The sequence below is a fragment of the Clostridium sp. DFI.5.61 genome, from assembly GCF_024462915.1.
GTDB lineage: Bacteria > Bacillota > Clostridia > Oscillospirales > Oscillospiraceae > Lawsonibacter > Lawsonibacter asaccharolyticus.
In genome coordinates this window covers 60549-81105 of the sequence record NZ_JANGBZ010000006.1, presented here as the reverse complement: position 1 = coordinate 81105, position 20557 = coordinate 60549, and the positions used below count along the sequence as shown (strand labels likewise).

Sequence of the window (20557 nt, the reverse complement as noted above, 5' to 3'; positions counted from 1 at the left end):
TTACACCTTGTCGGTGGCCTTTTCCCCGAAGAGGCCGGTGGGTTTGAAGACCAGGATGATGATGAGCAGGGCGAAGGTAAAGGCGTCCACGAAGGTGGTGGCGCCGTCAAAGGGCATGATCTTCACAAAGTTCTCACAGATGCCGATGAGAAAGGCCCCGATCACCGCTCCTGGAATGGAGCCGATGCCGCCGAACACCGCGGCCACGAAGGCCTTCAGGCCGGGCATGGCACCCGCAGTGGGGACAATGGCGGGGTAGGTGGTGAAGTAGAGCATGGAGCCCACCGCAGCCAGGGCGGAGCCGATGACGAAGGTGACGGAGATCACCGAGTTGATCTTGATGCCCATGAGCTGGCTGGTCTCGAAATCCTTGGCCACAGCCCGCATGGCCATGCCCACCTTGGTATGGTTGATGAGCTGGGTGAGCACCAGCACCAGGGCGGCCACCAGGAAGGGGGTGAGGATGACCACCCACTTGATGGAGGTCCCCGCCAGGGAGATGGTGTCCGACAGGAAGGGAATGGAGGGGTAGGTCATGGGCTGGCCGCCGGTGATGTAGGTGGCCGAGTTCTGGAGCAGGTAGCTCACCCCGATGGCCGAGATCATTACGCTCATCCGGGGAGCGGAGCGCAGGGGCTTATAGGCTGCCCGCTCGATACAGAAGCCCAGGGCCACCGTCAGCGCCAGAACCAGCAGCAGGCTGACGGGGATGACGGCGGCGGGGGGCAGGTAGGCGGAGAGAAAGCTGCTGAGGTAGATGCCCAGCAGGCCGGCCACCATGAACACGTCGCCGTGGGCGAAGTTGATGAGGCGGAGGATGCCGTACACCATGGTGTAGCCAATGGCGATCAGGGCGTACTGTCCCCCCACCGAGATGCCGAAGAGCAGGGTGGAGACAAAAAATTCCATAGGGGTTCCTCCCATTTGCTGTTTTTCAGGCCGCAGGGCCTGGAGAGGCGGCGGAACGGTCTCTGTGGGACAGGTCTGGACTGTCTCAAAAAGAGGCGGGACTGCCTCCTTTTGAGGCGGCCCAGTCCGGTACGGCGGGGACCTGGAGGCCCCCGCCGTACCGGAAAGCGGTATCAGTCAGAGAGCGGCGCTCACTGAACGGTCTGCTGGGTCTCCAGCTCCCAGGCGCCGTCGTTGGTGGAGTGCTTGATGTAGGCGGTGTCACGGACGGCGTCGCCGTTTTCGTCGTCAAAGGCGATGTGGCCGGAAACACCGTCATGCTCCACATCCCACAGCGCGGCCTTGATGGCGGCGGGGTCCACGGAGTCGGCGGCCTTGATGGCCTCCAGAGCCACATAGTATGCGTCATAGCCCATGGCGGACACCGCGGCGACGGTGTCGTTTCCGCCGTTGGCCTCCAGAGCGCCGGAGGCGGTGTTGATGTACTCCTTGATGCCCGCGTCAAACTCGGGGTTGCCGCCCTCCTGATAGAAGGTGGACACATACAGCTGCACGTCGGTGCCCTTGGCGGCCTCCAGCACCATGTTGTCGTCCAGGGTGTCGGAGCCCAGGAAGGGGATGTCGATGCCCAGAGAGGCGGCCTGGGAAATGATCTGGGTGGCGTAGGCGATGGAGACTGGGGTGAAGATGACGTCGGCCCCCTCGGCCTTGGCCTTGTTCAGATAGGAGTTGAAGTCGGAGTTGTTGGTGGGGAAGGCGTCCTTGATGACTTTGCCGCCGGCGGCGGTGAAGGCCTGCTCAAAGAAGTTGATCAGGCCCTGGTCATACTCATTGCCCGCCTCGCCCAACAGATAGGCGGTCTTGGCCTGGAACTTCTCCATGGCGAAGTTGGCCAGGACGGTGCCCTGGAAGGGGTCCAGGAAGCAGATGCGGAAATAGTAGTCATTGCCGGCGGTGACCATGGGGTTGGTGCAGGTGACGCCGATGGCAGGCAGCCCCGCGTTGCCGAAGGTGGGGCCTGCGGCGATGGACACGCCGGAGCCGTAGGAGCCCAGCACCAGAGAAACGCCCTCGCTCACCAGCTGGGTGGCGGCGGTCAGGGCCTTGTCAGTGGAGGAGCCGTTGTCGGCGTAGACCAGCTGGATCTGATACTCCTGGCCGCCCACAGTGACGGTGGGGGTCTCAGAGTTGGCGTACTGCATGCCCAGCATCTCCTTCTTGCCGCCGGAGGCGGAGTCGCCGGTGGAGGGCTCGAACACGCCGATCTTGAGGACATTGTCCCCGGAGACAGCCGGGGTGGAGACGGCGGCACCGCTGCCGGCGGGGGCATTGCCGCTGCTGGAACCGGCGCCGGCACAGCCGGCCAGCAGGCCCAGCATCATAGAGGCGGAGAGCACGCAGGCAAGAAACTTTTTCATCTTCGATACTCCTTTTTTCAGTTGGATTCAAGTGATTCACCGCACTGAAATGTCTGTGCAACAAAAACACTTGTGCGCGGATATAAAGGAATTATACCTTGCCAGACGGAAAAAAGCAATACAAAATGCAAAATGGATCAGAAAAAATTGCAGAAAGGGGACAGGCTCAGGGAAACGCATTAACGGGAGGCTGTCGGGCGGTGAGAAATACGGCCCATCCGCTTGTTCTCCGGGGAGGGGTGTGATACAATAAAAAACGAGGAAAGGAAAAGCGGGGCGCGGGACCCGGATGCCCCATAAAAAGCAGCCGGACCGCCATACTAGAGGCAGCACAGCGTGCCGCCCGGGGCGGCTCAGGGAGGTCATTTATGTCTCAGACACTGTATTTTGGAGGGCCTATCGTCACGATGGAGCGGGAGCTCTATGTCCAGGCGCTGCTGACAGAGGGGGAGCGGATCCTCTACGCCGGCAGTCTGCACGGCGCGGAGGAACGAGCGGAAGGGACTGTGCGCCGGGTGGACCTGAAGGGGCGGGCCCTGCTCCCTGCCTTTGTGGACGCCCACAGCCACCTGACCGCCTATGCCAACACCTTCCTCCAGGCCGGCCTGGAGGAGTGCGCCAGCTGGGAGGAGCTGGGGCGGCGGCTGTCCGCCTTCGCGGCAAGGGAGGGCCTGGCCCCGGGAGAATGGGTCCGGGGAGAGGGCTACGACCACAATGAGCTGGCGGAGGGGAGGCATCCCGCCCGCCAGCTGCTGGACGCGGCCTGTCCGGGCCATCCGGTGATGATCCAGCACCGCTCAGGACACGTGGGGGTCTTTAACACCTTGGCACTGGAGCGGCTGGGGGTAAATGAGGAGACCCCGTGCCCGCCGGGCGGGAGGATGGAGAGGGGCCCTGACGGGAAGCTCACCGGATATATGGAGGAGAACGCATTCCTGCAGCTCCAGAAGCGGGTGCCCTTGCCAGACACAGAAGACCTGCTGGCGGCTTATGACAAGGCCCAGAGGAGCTATGCCTCCTACGGCGTGGCCACAGTACAGGAGGGGATGATGCCGGACCAGCTCATCCCCCTCTACCGCCAGCTGCTGGAGCGGGACCTGCTCTGGCTGGACGTGGTGGGCTACGCTGATGCCGACGGACAGGCGGCGGAGGCGTTCTCCGGCCATATCCGGGCGTACAGCGGCCATTTCAAGCTGGGGGGGTATAAGATATTTCTGGACGGCTCGCCTCAGGGACGCACCGCCTGGATGCGCACCCCCTATCTGGGAGGCGGACCCCAGGACCGGGGCTACCCGGTCCTCACCGACCGGCAGGTGTATGACCGGATGGCCCTGGCCCTGGACCAGGGGATGCAGCTGCTGGCACACTGCAACGGCGACGCGGCGGCAGGGCAGTACTTGTCCGTGCTGGAGCAGCTGGAGCGGGAACGGGAGGCACATCTGGAGCGGCCGGTGATGATCCATGCCCAGCTGCTGGATCTGGACCAGCTGGACAAGGTGAAGGAGCTGGGGGTGGTGCCCTCCTTCTTCGCGGCTCATGTGTACCACTGGGGAGACGTGCATGTGAAAAACTTTGGGGCGGAGCGGGCGGCCCGGATCAGCCCCGCCGGGGCGGCCCTGGAGCGGGACATCCCCTTCACCTTCCACCAGGACACCCCGGTGCTCCCGCCAGACATGCTGGAGACGGTGTGGTGCGGAGTGAACCGGCTGACTCGCTCCGGCGCGGTGCTGGGGCCGGAGCAGAAGATCCCCGTGGTGGAGGCCCTAGCCGCAGTGACCATCCGGGCGGCCTGGCAGTATTTTGAGGAGGGGGAGAAGGGTAGCCTGCGGGAGGGGAAGCGGGCGGACCTGGTGCTGCTGGAGCGGGACCCGCTCACTGCGGACCCCATGAGCCTGCGGGACATCCCCGTGCTGGCCACCTGGAAGGATGGCCGGCTGATCTACCGCCGGGAGGGTTGAAGCCCTGGGGGCGCAAAATAAAGAAAGAGGTGCCTGACTATTATGAAAACCATCTTGCAGGAACAGCGGCGCAGCAGCGTCATCGTGGCTTTGATCACCATGGTGCTGGGGGCGGTGCTGGTGGTGTGGCCCGACCGGTCTGTGCGGCTGATGTGCACCCTGCTGGGGGCGGCCCTGCTGATCTGCGGCCTTGTGTATATCCTGGGCTGGCTGGTCCGCAGGCGGGAGGGGGGCATATCGGCCTTCACCCTGATCCCCGGCGTGGTGCTCTCCGGCCTGGGGATCTGGCTGATGACCAGCTCCGACTCGGTGATCGCCCTGGTGCAGTATGTGTTCGGCGCTGTGGTCATCTTCCACGGCGTGCTGGATGTCCAGAGCTCGGTCTCCCTGATGCGCCAGGGAGCGGCTCGGTGGTGGCTGGACCTGGCCCTCTCCGCCCTGACCCTGGCCCTGGGGGCGCTGATCCTCATCAACCCCTTCGGCACCTTCGCCGCCCTGGTGACCCTGATCGGCCTGGTGCTGATCTACGACGGGCTCAGCGACCTGTGGATCATCCACCGGCTGAGCCGGATGGTGCGGGACCTGGAGCGGGATCTGAATGGGGACATCATCGAGACAAGGGGGCGGGACTTGGATGAATGACCTGCGGGAGGTGGACCTGGAGCGGGGCATGCCCCGGGCCGAGCAGGCTATCCGTCAGATGCTCTTTGAGCTGCGCCGCAGCCCCGGCCTGGGGTGCTCCGCGGTGAAGCTTATCCACGGCTACGGCTCCTCCGGCGCGGGAGGGCGCATCCGGGTGGAAGCCAGGCGGCGCCTGGATCGGATGAAGGCGGGGGGAGAGATCTGGGGCTACATCCCCGGAGAGTCCTTCTCCATCTTTGACTCCGACACCCTGGCCGCCTTTCAGCGCTGTCCCACCCTGCGGAGGGACCGGGACCTGGAGCGGCACAACAACGGCGTGACCTTCGTCCTGCTGTAAGGGAGCGGCAGAGTTCTGCCCTGGACAGAAAAAATGAAGGATAAAAAATTTTTCTTGCATTTTGGGGCGGGAACCCTTATAATTCCTTTCAAAAGAGCGGGGCGGAGAAGGATGGGAGGCCCCGCGGGGAGAGTTCCGGAGATCAATAGAGCGCGGCTGCCTCGGACCGCGCTCTTTTTTTACCCTGGCCGGGCCGGACGCTCCCAGAAACAGGAAAGGAAGGGAAACCATGATTGAAATCATCACCAAGATCAACTCGGCCGTCAACAACTTCGTGTGGGGGCCGGTGATGCTGCTGCTCCTGGTGGGCACGGGCGTCTACCTCACCGCCCGCACCGGGTGCATCCAGGCCGCAAAATTTGGGTATATCATGCGCAATACGGTGGGCTCACTGTTTCGCAGGCGGGAGAAGCGGGACAAGGATGCCAAGAACCTCACCCCCTTTCAGGCAGTGACCACTGCTCTGGCCGGCACCGTGGGCACTGGCAACATCGCCGGTGTCACCGGGGCTATCTTCGCCGGAGGGCCGGGGGCGGTGTTCTGGATGTGGTTCGCGGCTTTCTTTGGGATGTTCACCAAATTTGCGGAGATCGTACTGGCCCTGAAGTACCGGCAGGTTGACGAGAACGGGGTCCACTACGGCGGGCCCATGTATTACATCGAAAAGGGCCTGGGCATGAAGTGGCTGGCGGTGCTGTTTTCACTGGTGGCGGGCTTCGCCTGCTTCGGGATCGGGAACATCTCCCAGAGCAGCGAGATCGCCGGGGCGATGGAGGGGCTGTTCGGGATGAGCGGCCTGACCACCGGCGTGCTCCTGGCGGTGGTGGTAGGCATTGTGGTGCTGGGCGGAGTCCAGCGAATCGGCCGGGTGACCTCCTACATGGTGCCCTTCATGGCCATCTTTTACATTGGGGCGGGGCTGGCGGTGATCCTGCTGCGGATCGACCAAGTGCCGGCGGCCCTGGCCTCCATCTTCACCAGCGCCTTCAGCTTTGAGGCGGTGGGGGGCGGCGTATTCGGCTATGCCATTATGGTGGCTATGCGCCAAGGATTTGCCCGGGGCGTATTCTCCAACGAGGCGGGCCTTGGCTCCGCCCCCATGGCCCATGCGGCCTCCGAGACCCAGGAGCCGGTGGAGCAGGGGATGTGGGGCGTGTTTGAGGTGTTCATCGACACCATCGTCATCTGCACGCTGACCTCCCTGGCCGTCATTCTATCCGGTGTGCTGGACGTGGGGCTGGACAGCTACGCCACCAACGGCGCGGCGGCGGTGGCCGCCTTCAATGCCATCCTGCCCGGGACCATCGGCGGGACCATCATTCAGATCAGCCTGCTTTTCTTTGCCCTGTCCACCATCCTGGGCTGGAGCTACTACGGTGAGCGGTGCTGGGCCTATCTGTCCAACAACAATAAAGCGGTGGTGTGGGTCTTTAAGGTGGTCTTTGTTCTGGTGTGCATCGTAGGTGCCACCGGAAACGGCACCCTGATGTGGGATATCTCCGACACCCTGAACGGCATGATGGCCATCCCTAACCTCATTGGCCTGCTGCTGCTGTCCAATGTGATCATTCGCAGCACCAACGACTATTTCAAAAAGCACTGACTTCCGGGAGAGACCTGGTATTTTGAAGCACCGGCCGGATGCTGGAAAAGCCCGCGGCCCCCGCCTGCCCCAGAGCAGGCGGGGGCTTTTGCTGTGGAGCTGGCACCGCAGGGGCGCCAGGAGCCATCCCTGTTTTCGGACGGAGTGCCTTTTTCCGCAGAGGGGTGAGCCATTCCCCTGCAAGGGGTACAGGCGGCAAAAGAAAACCGGCGGATGGACGCTTGCGTCTGTGGGGTGGAACCGATATAATATAGAAAGAAAAACGGAGGTCCGCCTGAGGCGGGGAAAGGAAGGCCAGATCATGCAGGAGAGAGCACTACAATTTCATATCCAGTGCGGTCCGGGGGATGTGGGGGGCTACTGTGTCCTGCCGGGTGATCCGGGCAGATGCCGCTCCATTGCCCAGCGGCTGGAGGGGGCGGTCCATGTGCGCACCAATCGGGAGTTTGAGACCTGGACCGGCTCCCTGCTGGGGGAGAAGGTGAGCGTGGTCTCCACCGGCATCGGCGGCCCCTCCGCCGCCATTGCCATGGAGGAGCTGGCCAACCTGGGGACCCACACCTTTGTCCGGGTGGGTACCTGCGGCGGCATCCGCCTGGATGTCCGCAGCGGAGACGTGGTGGTGGCCACCGGCGCGGTGCGAATGGAGGGGACCAGCCGGGAGTACGCCCCCATCGAGTACCCCGCTGTCCCTGATTTCCAGGTGGCCGGCGCGCTGGTGCAGGCCTGCCAGGCGCTGGGGAAGCCCTGGCACGCGGGGGTGGTCCAGTGCAAGGACTCCTTTTACGGACAGCACGACCCCGCCCGGATGCCGGTATCTGGGGAGCTGGAGGCGAAGTGGGAGGCATGGAAGCGGCTGGGGGTGCTGGCCTCAGAGATGGAGTCTGCGGCTCTGTTCACCGTGGCAGCGGCCCGGGGAGTGCGGTGCGGCTCTGTGTTCCACGTGATCTGGAATCAGGAGCGGGAGCAGGCGGGGCTGGACCAGCAGGAGTCCCACGACACCGCGCTGGCCATCGACGTAGGGGTGGAGGCGCTGAAGCTGCTGATCCGCCAGGACGCCCAGAGCCGGGCCGGAGAAGGCCGCTAGACAGAAGAGGGAGGAGCCCCATGGAGCAGGAGAAGAGACAGAAGGAGATTACCCGGCACGGCCTGATCCGGGTGGGACTGTGGCTCGGCGGGGGCTGGCTGCTGCTGGTCCTGTGCGCCTGGGGCATCCTCCCAGACCGGGAGGTGCCCGGGATCCTCTGGGTAGGGCTGGGCTTGCTGACCGCGGAACTAGCCATCCTGTGGGGGAAGACGTGGTGGGAGAGCCGGGGACGCGGCCAGGCGATCCCCGCCGGAGCGCACTGGTGGCAGGCAGAGAAGGAGGAGCTGGCGGCCGCCGCTGTGATGCTGGCGGTGTGGTGGGGCTTTCTGGCCCTGTGCGCCGCGGGGGTGCTCCCCCACATGGAACCGGACCGGTACAGCTGGCTCCTGGCGGGAGCGGTGACCATCCTCTTCGGGGCGGAGCTGCTGCTCTGGCAGAGAGGGAGGCGGGACCGGTAGCCGGTGGCGCCTGCCACCGGCGGGCCCCGGCCGTCAGGCGGCCGGGGCTTTTTTCCGGCTGACCGCTTTTAGTTGGCAAACGGGGAAAAGCGTGGTATAATGGCCCTGAATTTGAAGCAGGCCGCCCCAAATGGGACGCGCCGGGGAGGGAGCGGAAAATGGACCTGACAGAGCGCACCATTGAAAGCAAAACGATGTTCCAGGGCCGGATCATCACGGTCCTGCTGGATACCGCCGGCCTGCCGGACGGGGGGACCGCCCAGCGGGAGGTGGTGCTCCACCCAGGGGGCGTGGCCGTTTTGGCATTGGATGAGGCGGACAACGTGGCGCTGGTGCGGCAGTACCGCTATCCGCTCCACGGTCTGCTGCTGGAGCTGCCCGCCGGCAAGCTGGACCCGGGGGAGGACCACCGCCCCGCCGCCCTTCGGGAGCTGAGCGAGGAGACCGGCCTGGAGGCGGGGGAACTGACCTATCTGGGCCATATCTATGCCTCACCTGGATTCTGCGACGAGGCGCTGCACATGTATCTGGCGCGGGACCTGACCCGCGCCCGGCAGCACTTGGACGAGGACGAGTTTCTGGATGTGGTGACCATGCCCTTTGACACATTGGTGGAGCAGGTCATGTCCGGGGAGATCACAGACGCGAAGACAGTGGCCACCGTGCTGAAGGTCAAGACTCTGCTGGGCCGCTGATATGGACGACAAGGAGGGATTTCTGTGGGAAAGAGCATCCTGATCGTAGAGGATGAGCAGAACATCGTGGATATTTTGTCCTTCAACCTGAGCCGGGAGGGGTATGACACCCTGGAGGCCTACGACGGCCCCACTGGGCTCCAACTGGCGCTGGAGCAGGACCCGGACCTGATCCTGCTGGACCTGATGCTGCCCGGGATGGACGGCTTTGAGGTGTGCCGCCAGGTGCGGGAGAGCGGCTCCTCAACCCCTATTATCATGCTCACCGCCCGGGAGGAGGAGACCGACAAGGTCCTGGGCCTGGAGCTGGGGGCGGACGACTACATCACAAAGCCATTCTCCATGCGGGAGCTGCTGGCCCGGGTGAAAGCCAATATCCGCCGTATGAGCATGGTGCCCGCTGGGAAGGGGGCGGCAGCCTCCGCCAACCGGATGGAGCTGGGCCGGGTGACAGTGGACACGGACCAGATGGCGGTGCTCAAGGACGGGCAGCCCCTTCAGCTGTCTCAGCGGGAGTACGATCTGATCCGTTTCCTGGCGGCCCAGCCGGGCAAGGTGTTTTCACGGGAGGCCCTGATGGAGCATGTGTGGGACTATGAAGGCTATGTGGGCGATGTGCGGGCGGTGGACGTGGCCGTCCGCCGCCTGAGAGAGAAGATCGAGGACGACCCCGCCAGTCCTAAATTCGTGGTGACAAAGCGGGGGATGGGGTACTACTTCGGCGGCTGAGCCGGAGGGGCCGAGGGCGGGGACGTCCTCGGGGACCCGCCGCAGGGGGGACGCCGGTGGTCCGGCGCGGACCCGGAGCGGGAGCGGAGGGTCCTCTCCGGGACGATCCATTCGTCCTGGAGATCAGAAAAAAGAAAAGGGCTCCCGCAGGACGAGTCCTGCGGGAAACTGACCCCGCCAGTCCTAAATTCGTAGTGACAAAGCGGGGGATGGGGCACTGCTTCGGCGGCTGAGCCGGAGACCGCCCAGGGTGCCGCAGAGGCCATTTCCCAGGGCGCCGAGGTGTGGTGCCTGTGACCGGCAGGCGGATGGAACAGAGCCCGCCCCCCTGAGACAGAGGGACGGAGAGAGAAGAGAGGAGGTGCCCCGATGCTGCGCAGCCTGCACATGAAGCTGGTGATGCTGATGGTGCTGCTCATCCTGTCGCTGATGACGGTGGTGGGGGCTTTCCTCATCAACTCTGTGGTGGCCTTTTACATCCAGGACTTTTACAGCCAGATGAGCACAGTGTTCGGAGACCAGGAGATCGTCTCCGACCTGCGCACCGCTGCGGATGGGGAGACCGACGGGGCAGGGGCGCTGAAGACGGTGCTGAATGCCTATGCCGGCCAGCTGGGCGTGGATACCCGCAACCGCAATTTCTACATCCTGGACGGGGAGGGGACCTCAGTGCTGGCCAGCTCCAACGGTGAGAGCGGCGCCTCCGGCTTGTCCTACACCGGGAACCTGATGACGGCTATCGAGTCCGGCCAGGTGGGAGACGAGAGCAACGCGGCCGCCGATTACATGGATGTGGCCATCCCCATCCAGCGGGGCGGCAGCGACTATATCATCTATATCCTGGACAACAAGGCCACCGTGTCCAACCTGAACAACCAGCTCTTCCTGCTGATCATGGAGGCGCTGCTGTTCGGTCTGGTGATCTCAGTGCTGCTGTCCTTCCTCCTCTCCAAGACCATGATCACTCCCATCCAGCGGCTGACGGAGGGAGCCATGCGGGTGGCAGAGGGGGACTTCGCCCATAAGATCGAGGTGGCCTCCCGGGACGAGATCGGCGTGCTCACCGACACCTTCAACGATATGGCGGGTCAGCTCCAGGACACCATCCGCCAGGTGGAGAACGAGCGCAACAAGCTCAACACCCTCTTTCTCCACATGACGGACGGCGTGGTGGCCTTCTCCCGGACTGGAGAGGTCATCCACTTCAATCCCTCCGCGGAGGAGATGCTCCACCGGCCCATCGGGACGGACACCACCTTCGGGGAGCTGTTCGGCGGCCTGGTCTCTCTGGAGCGGGTGCTGGCGGTGCCCGACTACCTCCAGGAGGAGCAGACGGTTGAGGAGCGATTCCTCCAGCTGCTGATGGCTCCCTTCGACCGGGACCGGCAGGGGGGCGTACTGGTGGTCATCCACGACGTCACCGAGCAGCGGAAGAACGAGGAGATGCGCCGGGAGTTCGTGGCCAACGTGTCCCACGAGCTGCGCACCCCCCTCACCAACATCCGCAGCTATGCCGAAACGCTGGTGGACAGCGCCGGAGACCTGCCCCCAGCCATGGAGAAGAAGTTCCTGGGAGTCATCCTCAACGAGAGCGACCGCATGACCCACATCGTGCAGGACCTGCTCACCCTGTCCCGGTTCGACTCGGGGCGCACCGATTTGAAGCTGACCCAGTTCTCCTTTTCTGCGGTGCTCCATGACCTGTATAACGCGGTCTATATGGAGGCCCAGCGCCACAGCCATGCCCTTGAGCTGAAGATCGAGCCGGAGCTGCCCGAGATCGTGGCCGACCGGGAGCGAGTGGTCCAAGTGATGATGAACATCGTGTCCAACTCCATCAAGTACACGCCGGACGGAGGGCGCATCGTCATCTCCGCCGGACGGCGGGGGGACCGGGTGTGGATGTTGGTGGATGACAACGGCATCGGCATCCCGCCGGAGGACCGGCCCCGCATCTTCGAGCGGTTTTATCGGGTGGACAAGGCCCGGTCCCGCCAGTCGGGCGGGACCGGACTGGGCCTGTCCATCGCCAAGGAGATCATCGACCGGCACCAGGGCGTGCTGGAGCTGGCCGACAAGGAGGGCCCGGGACTGGCGGTGCGGATGGAGCTGAAGATAGAGGGGCCGGACCATGAATAGAAAGAGCAAGCACGCCCGCCTGCTGGAGCTGGGCAAGGACGTGCTGATCGTCCTGCTGGCCTGCTCAGCGGTGTGGCTGACTACCAGGGTCCAGCGCACCGGGAGCTTGGGAGATCTGCTGGCGGACACGCCCCAGGAGGGGCAGGGCCAGACCCAGGCCCCCGGCCAGATGGAGATGGTCCGCCCGGTACGGATGGCGGCAGTGGGCAGGAGCGGAGAGACCACCATCCGCTATGGGGCACAGTATGACCAGCAGAGCACCGACGCCCTATTCCAGCAGGTGGCCAATCTGCTGGTGGAGGCGCTGAGCGACGGGGGAGAGATGAGCCCCGTCAGCCAGTGGGAGTGGCGCACCGCCCTGACCTCCCCGCCCAGCCTGTACTTCGACCTGATGGAGGGGGTCCCCCTGTCGGTGCTGACGGGCTGGCTCACCGGGGAGAGCACAGGGGGGGAGGTGTTCGTGCGCCGGCTGGCACTGGCCGCCTCCCGGGGACAGGTGTTCCTCTACTACCAGGATGAGGAGAGCGGGCAGTTTTACGCCGGCCCGGTGGACGTGATCAGCGTCAGCCGGCTGGAGTCCGCTGTCTCCGGCCTGTCGGACAACGGCGCCTGTTTTGCCTTTGAGAAGGAGGGGTACAGCCTCCTGTCTCCCTACACCCTGCTGATGCCGGGCACACCCCAGCCGGCGGTCTATCAGGTCTACAACCCCCTCAGCCGGGAGGAGGGCCTCAACAGCCTGCTGGAGGCACTGGACTTCCCGGCCAGCAGCAGCTACACCTATCAGGGGACCGACGGAGAGTTGGTGGTGCGCAACGGGTATGACACCCTGCGGGTATCTGCCCAGGGCACGGTGCGCTACCATACTACGGAGGGGGAGATATCCCGTTATCCGGTGGCCTCGGACACCGGCGGAACGGGGTGCTATGAAGCGGTAGAGGCCTGCCGGGTGCTGGTCTCCGAGACACTGGGCACCCAGTGCGGGGCCGCCCGGCTGGTGCTCACCCATGTGGAGCGGATCACGGGGGGCTGGGCGGTGGAGTTCGGCTACTGTCTGGACGGCGCGGCAGTCCAGGTGTACGAGGAGGGATGCGCGGCCCGGTTCCTGGTGCAGAACGGACAGATCGCGGAGATCACCCTCCAGGCCAGAAGCTATGAGGAGACGGCGGAGAGCGGGCTGGTGCTGCCCCGGCTCCAGGCCATGGCCGCCATGGAGGCGGCGGGGCTGGAGGGCCGGGAGCTGCTGCTGGGATATCAGGACAGCGGCGGCGGAACGGTCACCGCCGGCTGGATCGCCCGGTGAGAGAGACCGGAGGGGAGGGAGAGCCGTGGCCTGGCCCAAGATCAAAAATATCATCATCCTGATGCTGCTGGTGACCAACCTGTGCCTGCTGGCCTTTGTGGGCTGGCGGGAGATCCGGGACTGGCAGCTCCAGGACAAGGCGCTGGAGCAGGCCGTCTCCTTCCTGGCGGAGCGGGGCATCCAGGTGGACGAGCGCATCGTGCCCAGGTCTGCGGAGCTGCCGCCCATGGGCATGGAACGGGACCTGGAGGAAGAGCAGACCCTGGCAGCAGCGCTGCTGGGGGATGGCCTGACCCGGGAGGAACGCAGCGGCGAGGTCTATGTCTATGAGGGGGAGCGGGGGCTGCTCCAGTGCCACAGCAGCGGGGAGTTCTGGGCCGACTTTCAGAGCGGCGCCTTCCCGGTCCCAGAGGGGGCGGAGATGGCGGAGCATGCTCTGGAGACCATGGAGCTGCTCCACTTCCAGGGGGAGGTGGTGAGCAGCGCGGGCAACGCCCAGGACGGGAGCGTCACCCTGCGGCAGCTGTGGAACGGCGTGCCGGTGCTGCCCTGTCGGGCGACCTTGGTCTACGAGGGGGGCGAGCTGAAGCGGATCGAGGAGGGCCGGCGTCTCACCGGGACGCCCCAGACCACAGCAGGTACGCCCATCACGGCGACGACGGCGCTGATGCGCTTTTATGCGGGCCTGAGCGAGCGGATGGACATCTGCAGTGAGGTCCGGGAGATCGAGATTGCCTATACCCTCTCCAACGCCCTGGGGGGTCCCATCTCGCTGATCCCGGTCTGGCACATCACCACCGACACCGAGATATATGAGCTGAACACCTTGGACGGGAGCCTGGCTGCGGCAGGCGCCGAAGAGACAGAGCGGACGGAGCAGTAGAACGAGACCACTGACATGCCCGGCCGGAAGGGCCGGAGCGGGACAACAAAGAAAGAAGGAGATCATCATGTTCAGCAAAGAAAGCCCCATTGGGATCATCGATTCGGGGATAGGCGGCTTCAGCGTGGCCCGGAAGGTGCAGAAGCTGCTCCCGCGGGAGAATCTGGTCTATCTGGGGGACGGGGCCAACACGCCCTATGGCAACCACACCGCGGAGGAGATCCTCACTATGACCCGCTACATGCTGCGCTTCATGGAAGAAAAGGGGGTCAAGGCCCTGCTGGTGGCCTGCAACACCATTTCCTGCCTCATTGATCAGTACCGGGATGAGATGAGCTGCCCGGTGCTCAGCGTAGTCCAGGCGGGTGCGGACGCGGTAAAGGACTTGGATGTCCATAAGGTAGGAGTCATCTCCACCTGCTTCACTGCCTCCACTCACTGCTACCCGGATCTGATCGGCAAGGCAGCGCCGGACAAGGTGGTCATCAGCCATGGCTGCCCTGACCTGGCCAACGTGGTGGAGCGAAACGTGGGCAGGCCGGAGGGACAGGCGCTGATCGATGCAGATGTACAGAAGAACCTGGAGGGACTGGTCCGGGACGAGCAGATCGAATGCTGTGTGCTGGGCTGCACCCACTATCCCTTGGTGGAGGAAAATATCCACAGGCTCTTCCCGGGCCTGCGGCTGCTGGACCCGGCGGAGCAGATGGCCAAGGACGTGTTGGCCTATCTGGAGCGGGACGGCTTGGTGAACGACGGCCCTCAGCCCGGACGGCTGGACATCTTCACCACCGGCAGCGCGGAGGAGTACGCCATGAAGGCGGAGAAGGTGGGACTGGACCCGGTGACCTCGGTGCAGTTCTATCCCCCCATGAAACTGTAAAAATAGTCCGGCGGAGCCGGCGTCAGAAAAAAGGCTCAAGGGCCGCCCCACCGGGGCGGCCCTTGAGTTTAAAAAATCTGCTTACAGCTTCATGATCCAGCCGTGGGGATCGGGAACGCGGCCCCACTGAATGCCGGTGAGGGTGTCGTACAGCTTCTGGGTGACAGGGCCGATCTCATTGTGGTTGATGATGGCCTTCTCGTCCCCCTCGGCCAGCTCGCCGATGGGGGAGACCACAGCAGCGGTGCCGGTGCCCCAGGCCTCCTCCAGGGTTCCGTCCTTGGCGGCCTGGAAGAGCTCCTCGGCGGAGATGCGGCGCTCCTCCACCTCATAGCCCCAGTCCTTCAGCAGCTGGATGCAGGAGCGGCGGGTGATGCCGTCCAGCACGGAACCGTTCAGGTCGGGGGTGAGGATCTTGCCGTTCACCTTGAACATGACGTTCATAGCGCCTACTTCCTCAATATATTTGCGGTGGACGCCGTCCAGCCACAGGACCTGGGTGTAACCCTTCTGCTCGGCGCGGTTGCCCGCCCGCAGGGAGGCGGCGTAGTTGCCGCCGGTCTTGGCCATGCCGGTGCCGCCCCGAACGGCGCGGACGTCCTGGTCCTCGATATAGATCTTGGTGGGGGCCAGTCCCTCGGGGTAGTAGGCGCCCACAGGGCAGACGATGACGATATACTGGCAGTGGTGGGAGGTGTGGACGCCCAGGGCGGGGTCCAGACCAATGACAAAGGGACGGATATACAGGGAGGTGTCCTTCTCATAGGGGACCCACTCCTGATCCAGCTTGACCAGCTCAGTGATACCGGCCAGGGCCAGGTCTTCAGGCACCTCGGGCAGGGCAATGCGCTCGCAGGACAGGTTCAGCCGACGCACGTTGTCCATGGGGCGGAACAGCTGGATGGAGCCGTCTGCGGTGCGGTAGGCTTTCAGACCCTCGAAGATCTCCTGGGCGTAATGGAGGACCTTGGCGGCTGGGTCGATCTGGAGGGGGGCATAGGGGACGATGCGGGCGTCATGCCAGCCCTGACCCTCGTCATAGTCCACCACAAACATGTGGTCGGTCATATACTTGCCGAAGACCAGCTTGGAGGAGTCAGGCTTCTCCTTCCGCTGCTCGGCGCGGGTGATCTTGATCTCTTGCATCTTGGTTTCCTCCTAAAGTAAACTCAAATCGAGCGGTCCTGGTTTGGAGGACGGCTTTTCTGGTATTTCCATATTATATCAGCCTTTTTTTTCAGACGCAACGGGTAATCGTGGGAAAAGTGGGGCCGGCCCAACTTTTTAGGGAAAGAATTCCGCCATTTCCCCAGAGAATGGCCCCGCCTGGACGGTTTGCTATTGTTTTTCCCCTGGGGGTTTGATATAATATCACCAATCACCGCGCTGATACGGCGGCACGGCGCGGGAATGGGGCGTGAAGAAGGTCCTGCTGACGGGCGGACCTTTTTGTTGTGATAGGAGGTCCCGCCCCCGGGAGGGGGAGGAACGGCCGCCCCGAAGAGGAGGAACGGATCTTGAACCGAAAAATGACGCAGATGCTTCAGCCAAGCTTTCAGCTCTATTTCGTCTGTCTGATCCTGTTTGCCGCGGCATCCGCCTTTTTCAGCCTGTATCTGGCGGCGGCGGAGGCCGTGGTGGTGGTCCTGCTGGGGCTGTATTACCGGGAGAACAGCCGCCGGCGGCGGCGGGAGATAGCCAAGTACATCGAGAACGTCACCGGGAACATGGATGTGGCCACCAAGGACACCATGGTAAACTCCCCCCTGCCCATGGTGATCTTCCGGCCGGAGAGCGACGACATCATCTGGACCAATGACCGTTTTCTCCATCTGGCAGGGGGGAAGGAGCACCTGTTCGACGCCAAGCTGAGCAGCGTGATCCCGGATTTTGATACCCGCTGGCTCATGGAGGGGAAAAACGAGTGCCCCACCGAGGTCACCTTCGGTCCCCGCCGCTTTCTGGTGTACGGACACCTGGTCCGGGCCTCGGGCCGGGAGGGGGGCTTCCTGGCCACCACCTACTGGGTGGACGTGACCGAGTTCTGCCAGGTGCGGGACCAGTTCCGGGGGAGCCGCCCGGTGATGGCGGTGCTGCTGCTGGACAACTATGAGGACCTGATGAAGAACCAGACGGAGAACCAGCGATCCACCATCTACGCCGAGGTCAACGCCCGGCTGGATGCCTGGGTGGCGGGCACCGGGGGCATGCTCCGCAGAATGGAGCGGGACCGTTACCTGCTCCTGTTCGAGGAGCAGTACCTGTCCCGGTTCGTGGACCAGAAGTTCGACATCCTGGACACCATCCACCAGGTGGTCAATTCCAGCGGCCTGGCGGCGACCCTGTCCATCGGCATCGGCAAGGACGGCGGCAGCTTCCAGGAGCTGATGCAGTACGCTAACCTGTCCATTGAGATGGCCCTCTCCCGGGGGGGAGACCAGGCGGTCATCCGCAACAAGTTCACCTTTGAGTTTTATGGAGGCCACTCCACCGAGACGGAGAAGCGCACAAAGGTGAAGAGCCGGGTGATGGCAAACGCCCTGTCCGCCCTGGTGTCCGACTCCTCCAAACTGTTCATCATGGGCCACAAGATGCCCGACATGGACGCCACCGGCGCCGCGGTGGGCGTGTGCGCCATCGCCCGGAAAAAAGGAGTCCCCGCCTACATCATCCGGGAGGGGGGGACCAATCCCTCCAAGCCCATCCTGGATAAGCTGGACCAGCTGCCCGAGTACCGGGGGAATTTCCTCAGTGCCCAGGAGGCCCTGGTGGCGGCGGACAGCCGCTCCCTGGTGGTGGTGGTGGACACCAACCGCCCGGAGCAGGTCCAAGCCCAGGAGCTGCTGGAGTCCTGCAACCGGGTGGCGGTCATCGACCACCACCGGCGGGCGGCCACCTATATCGAGGGAGCGGCGCTGAACTACCACGAGCCCTACGCCTCCTCCGCCTGTGAGCTGGTCACCGAGCTGCTCCAGTACATCGCAGAGCCCACCGACCTGCTCCGCACAGAGGCGGAGGCCCTGCTGGCGGGCATCGTGCTGGATACCAAAAACTTCACCATGCGCACCGGCGGCCGCACCTTTGAGGCGGCAGCTTTCCTGCGCCGCTCCGGCGCCGACACCGGGGAGGTGAAGCGGCTGTTCCAGAACGACCTGTCCGGCACCATCGCCAAATACGATATCATCCAGAATGCGAAGCTGTACCGGGACCACATCGCCATTGCCGTGGTGGACCACACGGTGGGCCGGGTGACAGCGGCCCAGGCGGCGGACGAGCTGCTGAACATCGTGGGGATCAGCACCTCCTTTGTGCTCTTTCCCGACGGGGAGCAGATCATCATCTCAGGCCGCTCCATGGGAGACACCAACGTCCAGGTCATCCTGGAGCAGCTGGGGGGCGGAGGCAACGCCGCCGCCGCCGGCGGACAGGTGGCGGGCAAGACGCTGGAACAGGTGGCCGTGGAGCTGACACAGGCCATCGACCGCTATCTGGAGGAGGACTCCTGAGGGAGCCGCTCATTCCCAAATAAGATATTTCCTAAAATTATTACTGATAGTATTTGGAGGAACACAACATGAAAGTGATTTTACAGCAGGATGTCAAGGGCCAGGGCAAGAAGGGCCAGATGGTGGAGGTCTCCGACGGATACGCCCGCAACTTCCTTCTGCCCCGGAAGCTGGCCGTCTCTGCCACGGCGGACAATATCAACACCATGAAGCAGCAGGAGAAGGCACGCAAGGCCCAGGAGGCCGCCGAGAAGGCGCAGGCCGAGGCCACCGCCAAGCAGTTGGAGGGACTGATGGTGAAGATCACCGCCAAGGCCGGCGAGGGCGGGCGCCTCTTCGGCGCTGTGACGGCCAAGGAGATCTCCGAGGCCCTGGCCGAGCAGCACCAGGTGGAGATCGCCAAGACCAAGCTGGTTCTGGACGAACCCATCAAGGCCTGCGGCGGCTATCAGATCCGCGCCAAGCTGGGCTATGAGGTGGTCGGCACGGTAAACGTCATGGTGGCGGAGGCCTGAGAAGGACGGTGAGGGGTGAGGAGAGGGGCGCTGTGCAGAGCGTTGATGCGCGGCCCTCCCACCGTCCGGCGGTTCCGGGCACCAAAATCCCGAACTCTCGATTTTGAATTCCTGATTTGGAAGGCAGGTGGTCTCATATGGTGCTGGAAGAGGAAGAGCTGCTCCTTAAGCAGCTCCCCCATTCTGTGGAGGCGGAGCAGGCCGTGCTGGGCTCCATGCTCATCGACCCCCGCTGTGTCCCGGATGTGATCGAGCAGCTCCGGCCGGAGGACTTCTATATCCGGCAGAACCGGGAGATCTACGAGACCATTTACTCCATGTTCAACTTCTCCCTCACCATCGACCCGGTGACGGTGCTGGAGAACATGCGGAAAAACGGGGTCTACGACGAGAATGTCTCCCGCAACTACATCCTCCAGCTGATGGACACCACGCCCACTGCGGCCAACGTGGGGGAGTACGTGGCCATCATCAAGGACAAGACCCTGCTGCGGCGCATCGCCGAGACGGCGGGGGACATGACCGCTATGGTCCAGCAGGGCACAGACAGCGGCCAGGACGTGCTGGAGGCGGCGGAGCAGCGGGTCTACGCCATCCGGCAGGGGCGGGCCGCCCGGGGACTGACACCCATCTCCGCGGTGCTGCTGGATGTGTATGACCGGCTCAATGAGCTGGCCGCCAGCGATGCGGCGGTGCCCGGCCTGTCCACCGGACTGGGGGACCTGGATCTGGCCATCTCCGGCCTGAACAAGTCCGACCTGATCCTGCTGGCCGCCCGGCCCGGCATGGGAAAGACCTCCATGGCGCTGAACATCCTGCTCCACGCGGGCAAGTTCTCCGGGAAGAGCGTGGCCTTTTTCTCCCTGGAGATGAGCCGGGAGCAGCTGGTGCTGCGCCTGATCTCCAACGAATCCTTTGTGGACAACAAAAAGCTGGTGACCGGAAAGCTCAATGAGAGCGACTGGGAGAAAGTGGCCGCCGCCGCCGACGCCCTGAACCGCACTAAGATCCTCATCGACGACGACTCTACGGTGTCGGTGGCCGATATCAACGCCAAATGCCGCCGGGTGGAGGACCTGGGGCTGGTGGTCATCGACTACCTCCAGCTGATGACCTCCGCCGGCGGAAAGGAGCGCAGCGGCGACAACCGGCAGCAGATCGTCTCCGACATCTCTCGGGCCCTGAAGATCATGGCCAAGGAACTGAACGTGCCGGTGCTGTGCCTGTCTCAGCTCTCCCGTGCCAACGAGAGCCGGACCAATAAGCGGCCCATGCTCTCAGATCTGCGGGAATCGGGGGCCATCGAGCAGGACGCCGATATCGTCATGTTCCTCTACCGGGAGGACTACTACGAGAAAGAATCAGAAAACCACAACCTGGCCGAGTGCATCATCGCCAAAAACCGGCACGGGGAGACCCGGACGGTGGAGCTCCAGTGGCTGCCTGAGTACACCACCTTCTCCTCCATCGACCGGACCCATGAGGAGTATTGACC

18 protein-coding genes are annotated in these 20557 nt (G+C 63.9%); 15 read left to right on the top strand and 3 right to left on the bottom strand.

Annotation, left to right across the window (positions count from 1 at the left end):
* Complete coding sequence (locus NE584_RS05025) at window positions 1–909, bottom strand: branched-chain amino acid ABC transporter permease (RefSeq protein ID WP_050623456.1); 909 nt, start codon at window positions 907–909, stop codon at window positions 1–3.
* A gap of 191 nt (window positions 910–1100) precedes the next feature.
* Window positions 1101–2327, bottom strand: a complete 1227-nt coding sequence (locus NE584_RS05020; RefSeq protein ID WP_108980555.1) for an ABC transporter substrate-binding protein — start codon at window positions 2325–2327, stop codon at window positions 1101–1103.
* A gap of 368 nt (window positions 2328–2695) precedes the next feature.
* On the opposite strand from NE584_RS05020, the gene NE584_RS05015 reads away from it, so the two are divergent.
* The 12 genes from NE584_RS05015 to murI all read left to right on the top strand — a co-directional run bounded on the left by NE584_RS05015 (window position 2696) and on the right by murI (window position 15041).
* Window positions 2696–4285, top strand: a complete 1590-nt coding sequence (locus NE584_RS05015) for an amidohydrolase (RefSeq protein ID WP_108980556.1) — start codon at window positions 2696–2698, stop codon at window positions 4283–4285.
* 42 nt (window positions 4286–4327) lie between these two features.
* Entirely contained in the window at window positions 4328–4927 is a 600-nt protein-coding gene (locus tag NE584_RS05010) for an HdeD family acid-resistance protein (RefSeq protein ID WP_050623459.1), read from the top strand.
* A complete protein-coding gene (locus NE584_RS05005; RefSeq protein ID WP_108980557.1) occupies window positions 4920–5264 on the top strand; it encodes a hypothetical protein in 345 nt (114 codons plus the stop codon). Before NE584_RS05010 ends, NE584_RS05005 begins: the two co-directional genes overlap by 8 nt.
* Window positions 5265–5493: 229 nt before the next feature.
* Window positions 5494–6867 (top strand): sodium:alanine symporter family protein, encoded by a 1374-nt coding sequence (locus tag NE584_RS05000; protein WP_256182046.1) that lies wholly within the window; start codon window positions 5494–5496, stop codon window positions 6865–6867.
* 301 nt (window positions 6868–7168) lie between these two features.
* Entirely contained in the window at window positions 7169–7954 is a 786-nt protein-coding gene (udp, locus tag NE584_RS04995; RefSeq protein WP_108980559.1) for a uridine phosphorylase, read from the top strand.
* 20 nt (window positions 7955–7974) lie between these two features.
* Window positions 7975–8412 carry a hypothetical protein gene (locus NE584_RS04990; RefSeq protein ID WP_256182045.1) on the top strand — a complete coding sequence of 146 codons (438 nt, stop codon included), beginning with the start codon at window positions 7975–7977 and terminating at the stop codon, window positions 8410–8412.
* 158 nt (window positions 8413–8570) lie between these two features.
* The gene (locus tag NE584_RS04985; protein ID WP_256182043.1) at window positions 8571–9107 is read left to right on the top strand and encodes an NUDIX domain-containing protein; all 537 of its coding nucleotides are present in this window, start codon (window positions 8571–8573) and stop codon (window positions 9105–9107) included.
* A 24-nt stretch (window positions 9108–9131) separates the two neighbouring features.
* On the top strand, window positions 9132–9836 hold the full coding sequence (locus tag NE584_RS04980; RefSeq protein WP_108980561.1) for a response regulator: 705 nt from the start codon (window positions 9132–9134) through the stop codon (window positions 9834–9836).
* 369 nt (window positions 9837–10205) lie between these two features.
* Window positions 10206–11975, top strand: a complete 1770-nt coding sequence (locus NE584_RS04975; RefSeq protein WP_050623466.1) for an ATP-binding protein — start codon at window positions 10206–10208, stop codon at window positions 11973–11975.
* The gene (locus NE584_RS04970; RefSeq protein ID WP_108980562.1) at window positions 11968–13275 is read left to right on the top strand and encodes a hypothetical protein; all 1308 of its coding nucleotides are present in this window, start codon (window positions 11968–11970) and stop codon (window positions 13273–13275) included. The genes NE584_RS04975 and NE584_RS04970 overlap by 8 nt, the downstream gene beginning before the upstream one ends.
* A 25-nt stretch (window positions 13276–13300) precedes the next feature.
* Window positions 13301–14158, top strand: coding sequence for a hypothetical protein (locus NE584_RS04965; protein ID WP_108980563.1), 858 nt, complete (start codon window positions 13301–13303; stop codon window positions 14156–14158).
* Between the two features lie 67 nt (window positions 14159–14225).
* Complete coding sequence (murI, locus tag NE584_RS04960; RefSeq protein WP_108980564.1) at window positions 14226–15041, top strand: glutamate racemase; 816 nt, start codon at window positions 14226–14228, stop codon at window positions 15039–15041.
* 81 nt (window positions 15042–15122) lie between these two features.
* Here the strand turns inward: murI and NE584_RS04955 are convergent, their stop codons facing one another.
* Window positions 15123–16187: a branched-chain amino acid aminotransferase gene (locus NE584_RS04955; RefSeq protein ID WP_256182041.1), complete on the bottom strand. Its 1065-nt coding sequence runs from the start codon at window positions 16185–16187 to the stop codon at window positions 15123–15125.
* A 371-nt stretch (window positions 16188–16558) separates the two neighbouring features.
* Between NE584_RS04955 and NE584_RS04950 the strand changes: the two genes are divergently transcribed.
* From NE584_RS04950 to dnaB, 3 genes are all read left to right on the top strand, one after another.
* Entirely contained in the window at window positions 16559–18547 is a 1989-nt protein-coding gene (locus NE584_RS04950) for a DHH family phosphoesterase (protein ID WP_256182040.1), read from the top strand.
* A 68-nt stretch (window positions 18548–18615) separates the two neighbouring features.
* On the top strand, window positions 18616–19062 hold the full coding sequence (gene rplI / locus NE584_RS04945; RefSeq protein ID WP_050623471.1) for a 50S ribosomal protein L9: 447 nt from the start codon (window positions 18616–18618) through the stop codon (window positions 19060–19062).
* A 137-nt stretch (window positions 19063–19199) separates the two neighbouring features.
* Window positions 19200–20555: a replicative DNA helicase gene (gene dnaB, locus NE584_RS04940; RefSeq protein ID WP_108980566.1), complete on the top strand. Its 1356-nt coding sequence runs from the start codon at window positions 19200–19202 to the stop codon at window positions 20553–20555.
* Window positions 20556–20557 lie beyond the last annotated feature (2 nt).